6 protein-coding genes are annotated in these 4765 nt (G+C 59.8%); 5 read left to right on the forward strand and 1 reads right to left on the reverse strand.

Going from position 1 to position 4765, the window contains the following annotated elements; all coding sequences use genetic code 11:
- From EN738_RS31170 to EN738_RS31190, 5 genes are all read left to right on the forward strand, one after another.
- On the forward strand, positions 1-747 hold a 747-nt coding region (locus EN738_RS31170), incomplete at its 5' end, for an ATPase, T2SS/T4P/T4SS family (RefSeq protein WP_145966984.1).
- Positions 747-1718, forward strand: a complete 972-nt coding sequence (locus tag EN738_RS31175; RefSeq protein WP_127286956.1) for a type II secretion system F family protein — start codon at positions 747-749, stop codon at positions 1716-1718. The genes EN738_RS31170 and EN738_RS31175, both read left to right, overlap by 1 nt.
- An 18-nt stretch (positions 1719-1736) precedes the next feature.
- Positions 1737-2690, forward strand: a complete 954-nt coding sequence (locus EN738_RS31180; protein ID WP_127286957.1) for a type II secretion system F family protein — start codon at positions 1737-1739, stop codon at positions 2688-2690.
- A 49-nt stretch (positions 2691-2739) separates the two neighbouring features.
- Positions 2740-3288 (forward strand): tetratricopeptide repeat protein, encoded by a 549-nt coding sequence (locus tag EN738_RS31185; protein ID WP_127286958.1) that lies wholly within the window; start codon positions 2740-2742, stop codon positions 3286-3288.
- Positions 3289-3290: 2 nt separating this feature from the next.
- Positions 3291-3830 (forward strand): prepilin peptidase, encoded by a 540-nt coding sequence (locus tag EN738_RS31190; protein WP_127286959.1) that lies wholly within the window; start codon positions 3291-3293, stop codon positions 3828-3830.
- A 12-nt stretch (positions 3831-3842) separates the two neighbouring features.
- On the opposite strand, the gene EN738_RS31195 is transcribed toward EN738_RS31190, so the two are convergent.
- The coding region (locus EN738_RS31195) for an ABC transporter substrate-binding protein (RefSeq protein ID WP_127286960.1) at positions 3843-4765 on the reverse strand (923 nt) is incomplete at its 5' end.

Raw genomic sequence — 4765 nt, forward strand, 5'->3', positions numbered from 1 at the left:
GTGGTGCTCAATTCGATACGGCCACCAATGGTCGATTTGCTGCGAATTGCAGTGCAGGCACGCAAGTCGATTCTGGTTTCCGGCGGCACCGGCAGCGGCAAGACGACCTTGCTCAACGCGCTTTCGAGCTATATCCCATCCAAAGAGCGCCTGATCACCATCGAAGATGCAGCGGAGCTGCAATTGCAACAGCCGCATGTCGGCCGGCTGGAGACGCGCCCGCCCAATGTCGAGGGCAAGGGCGAGGTTCGTCAGCGCGAGCTGGTCAAGAACGCGCTGCGCGTGCGGCCGGACCGCATCATCGTCGGCGAGGTTCGCGGCGAGGAAGCCTTTGACATGCTGCAAGCCATGAACACCGGCCATGAAGGCTCGATGACCACCATCCATGCCAACACGCCGCGCGACGCGATCTCGCGGCTCGAGCAAATGGTCGGCATGGCCGGCATGCCGATGACGCACGAGTCCATCCGGGCGCAGATCGCTTCGGCCATAGATATCATCGTTCAGACGCAACGGCTTTCGGACGGCGGCAGAAGGGTCATTTCCATATCGGAACTGACCGGCATGGAAGGCAATGTCGTGCAGCTTCAGGAAATCTATCATTTCGTCCGCCGCGACGTCACTGCGGACGGTGCGATCATCGGAGATTTTCGCGCCACCGGTGTCCGACCGCGTTTCTCCTCGGAGGCCGCGACACTCGGATATCATTTTGGCAAGGACGCCTTCAATCCACAGGTTCCGCTCTGATGCTGTCCGGCCAGACCCTGCTCTATTTCATATACACAGTGGCAGCGGCGTCGGTTATCCTTGCCGCCGAGGCCCTATATCTCTCCTATGCCAGTCGCCGCTCGCGTGCCGGGGTAGTCAACCGCCGGCTAAAGCGCCTGGCCGATGAAGCTTCTGCCGAACAGACCTTGCAAGGACTGCTACGCGAGCGCGGTCTTACAGACTCGGGTGACTTCCTTTTTGGTCTGGTGGGCTTGAACAGGCTCTACACGCAATCCGGAATTACGGGAAATCCCCTGGCTTTCGCCGCGATATTCCTTGTCGTCGGACTTGCCTTGGCGACGATTCTCTCATTCTTCATGAATGTTTCGAGCTTGGTAGCGCTTATTGTTTTTCTGATGATTGGGTTTGTGCTGCCACTCCTGGTCCTACGACGCGCTCGCAACAAGCGAATCCGGAAATTCGCCAAGCAACTGCCCGATGCGCTTGACATGATCGTTCGCTCGCTCAGGGCTGGACATCCGGCCTCCGTGGCAGTCGGTCTCGTGGCTCGGGAGATGCCCGACCCTCTTGGCACTGAGTTTGGGATCGTTTCCGACGAAATCACCTTTGGCCTCAGCATAGAGCAGGCCGTGCGAAAATTGTCGCAACGCGTAGGTTTCGAGGGCCTCAATCTTCTGTCAGTGTCGTTGTCGATCCAGGCAAAAACCGGCGGAAATCTGACTGGCATCTTGCACAATCTCTCATCGGTACTGCGTGAAAGGCAGAAGTTGGGGATGAAAATTAGAGCGCTTTCAGCGGAAGGCAGAGTGTCTGCGTGGATCATCACTCTGTTCCCGGTCGTGATGTTCTTAATTCTCCTGCTGGCGGCCCCATCTTACTATGGAGATGTTTGGGAGAATCCACTGATCATGCCGGTATTCCTGATTTTCGGGGCATGGGCTCTTCTTGGCGATTTCATCATGTATAAAATGGTCAATTTCGACTTCTGACAGGAGAGAAGAATAAGCATTTTCTCAAATATACAGGACTTGGGACTCCTGGTCTCCGTTGCCGTCTTTGTGGCGGCCGTGGCGCTTTTTTTGTTCGGAGCCCTTGTTTTCCTGCCCGCGCTGCAGACGCGAAAGCTGGTCGCGCAAAGCCTGATAGCCGAAGGCATTGCCGATCGCCGGTCAATGCTCGGCCTCGAGCAACAAGCCAAGATTTCGGCTCAGAGGCCGGTTGAGGCCTATTTTCAGTCCATAGAGAAAGAGCGGGACGAGCCCAACGCCCTTGAAGCGAAACTCTTTCGTGCCGGCTTTTATCAAGCAAGCGCTCCGTTGATATATACCTTTTCACGCTTTGCAGTGGTTTGTGTGGGCTTTTTGGTGACGTATGCGCTTTTGTCTCAAGTCCTGCCGCCTGATTTGCCCGCGTTCGTGCCCCTTGTCGGGTCCGGCTTGTTCGGACTCGCTTGCATCGTCATTCCGAGCATCATGCTCGATCGTTTTGAAAATGCGCAGAAGCGAATCTACCGTCGCGGCTTCCCCGATTTCATGGACATGATGATCACCTGCGCCGATGCCGGCATGAGCCTGGAGGCGGCTGTCGAACGGGTGAGCCAGGAAATGGCCGCGACCCACAAATGGTTGGGGATACAGCTTTCGATCATGAATCTGCAGTTGCGCGCAGGCAAGCCTCTCCGCGAAGCTCTGCGCGAGTTGGCTGATCGCATCGGCCTGGATGAGGCGCGGGCATTAGCCGTGTTGTTCCGTCAATCGGAAGAACTCGGCACCAGTCTGACCGACGCCTTGCGTGTGTATAGCGACGAAATGCGGTCTCAGAGAATCCTTCATGCCGAGGAGCGTGCGAATGCGCTGCCCGTCAAGATGATGATCCCGTTGGGTATCTGTATTTTCCCGGTGGTGCTGATGATTGTCCTACTGCCGGTCGTCATTCGGATGCAGGCCATTTTCATCCATTAAGCAATATGCTTTGGTAGCAACGAGAGTCGGGAAACCCTGAGGGGACAAAATGACAGGGCCAAAACGCCTCGCCGCCGCAGCTAGCGTGCTGATTGTGCTGCTGGCCGGTTGCCAGACGGATGCCACCGATGGTGTCGTTCGGACCAATGAACCCTCCAAGGGCGACGTCACGTCCTTTGGCGATACGTTCGATGGGCTGAAGACGGTCAGTGATGTCGACTACTATGCCTCGGACCAGGCGGTCGCCGAGGCCAAGAACCAGTTCCGCTCGGAAAACTACGGCAATGCCGGCGCCCTGTTCTACAAGGCCACCCGGCTGGCGCCCAACGATGGCGTTGCATGGCTGGGGCTTGCTGCTTCCTGCGATCGCATCCGCCGCTTCGACCTTTCCGATTTGGCCTATAGCCGCGCCTTCAAGCTGCTCGGCGGCACGCCCGAATACTACAACAATCTCGGCTATTCCTATCTGCTGCGCGGCAAGCTGCAGAACGCCCGCACCAACTTCCTCAAGGCCTATGAGCTGGCGCCCAACGACCCGACCGTGGCCAACAATCTGAAGCTTCTGTCCTCCAGCGTGCAGAACGTCGAGCGGCAGTAGCTATGCTGCTCGGCGCATCGTTGCTGCTCAAGGCGCTTGCCATCCCTCTGCTTGCGAGGATCGCCTGGGTCGACTTCACGACGCAGAAGATCTCAAATCGCGATGTGCTGTTGCTACTGTGCCTCGGACTTGGTGCCTTGCAGCTGGTGTCGGTGCGGGCCGGGTCATGGTGGGACATGGGCCTCGGCGCGTTTGGAGGTGTCTTGCTGTTCGTCGCGCTGTTCCCATTCTGGGCTTTGCGCAAAGTTGGCGCCGGTGACGTGAAGCTGATGGCGGTCATGCCGTTTCTGATCGGCGGAGACGGCCTCGTCGTCTTTATCGTCCTGCTTTTGTTTTTCGCTATCGCTACGGCGGTACTCGTGAAAAATCCATTCATGCTTCCCTCAGGCGCGTTTCGCCTCTACGTCGAGCATATGGATCGGAAGGGGGTCGTGCCCTTCGGCGTTCCGATATCGGCAGCCGCAATTTGCGCGATAGCGTTCCAGATGTATGGCACGCTGATGGCGCTAACCGGTTCCGGAATTTTACAACAGCTTGGCTGAGTTTTGCCGCCCTCAAAACCCCGCAGTCGACTTCGCCACCAGCTTCAGCGTGCCCTTCTCGACCCGGTAGAACGGCATCGTGCGCTGGCTGGAGCCGTCGGCGCGGAAGCGGAACAGGCCGGTCGAGCCGCGGAAGCCGCTGGCGTTTTCCAGCACCTGCTTGCTGAAGCCGTTCGGCCCGACCGCGCTCACCACGCCCGCGGTCAGCGCGACCATGTCATAGGCATAGGCGACGTTGACGTCGGCCGGGTAGTGGAAGGTCGCGTTGAAACGGTCGGCGATCGGCCCGGTCTCGCTCTGGTCGAGCGTCGCGATATAGGCGCCTTCGAACGACGGCTCGATCGGATGCTCCAGCCAGCGATCCGTTCCGATCAGCGAGACCGTCTTGCCGGGAATGCCCTTTGCCTTCAGCGCCGCAAGCACCGGCGACGGGCTGGCGCCTCCGCTGGCGACGATCACGGCATCGGGCGCGTCCACCAGCGAGCCCATGTCGGCGACCGCCTTGGCGCCGCCGTCCGCCGGCGAGTAGGGCAGGGTGACGGCAAGCGCCGCGCCATAGATGCTGAGGCCGTTGGCGACCCGCTTCTCGACCGCGCCGGCATCGGTGCCCGCGGCCACCAGCAACACGAATTTCTTGGCGCCCTTGGCGGCGATCGCCGCCGCACCCGCCGCCGCGCTGTCGGCCTCGCTGAGGCGCACGGCATAGACGCCGGGGCCGCCGGAAAAATTGTCGGCCAGCGCCAGCACCGGCGGCCGCGTCGAGCCCGACAGCTTGGCGATGTGCTGCGCGGCCGGCAGTTCGGTCGGGCCGATGACGACCTTCGATCCCGTCGTTATCGCCTTGACCGCCAGGTCCTTGGCATTGGCCGGATCGCCGTGCGTGTCCTCGACGGTCAGCGTCAGCAGGTTGTTGCCGAGATCGGCCATGGCGAGCT

The sequence above is a fragment of the Mesorhizobium sp. M4B.F.Ca.ET.017.02.2.1 genome (genome assembly GCF_003998955.1).
In the GTDB taxonomy this organism is placed as follows: Bacteria; Pseudomonadota; Alphaproteobacteria; order Rhizobiales; family Rhizobiaceae; genus Mesorhizobium; species Mesorhizobium abyssinicae.

Excerpts from the sequence above, each read along its gene's own strand:
- EN738_RS31175 (WP_127286956.1), top strand. The coding sequence starts at position 747 with ATGCTGTCCGGCCAGACCCTGCTCTATTTCATATACACAGTGGCAGCG.
- EN738_RS31185 (WP_127286958.1), top strand. The coding sequence starts at position 2,740 with ATGACAGGGCCAAAACGCCTCGCCGCCGCAGCTAGCGTGCTGATTGTG.
- EN738_RS31190 (WP_127286959.1), top strand. The coding sequence starts at position 3,291 with ATGCTGCTCGGCGCATCGTTGCTGCTCAAGGCGCTTGCCATCCCTCTG.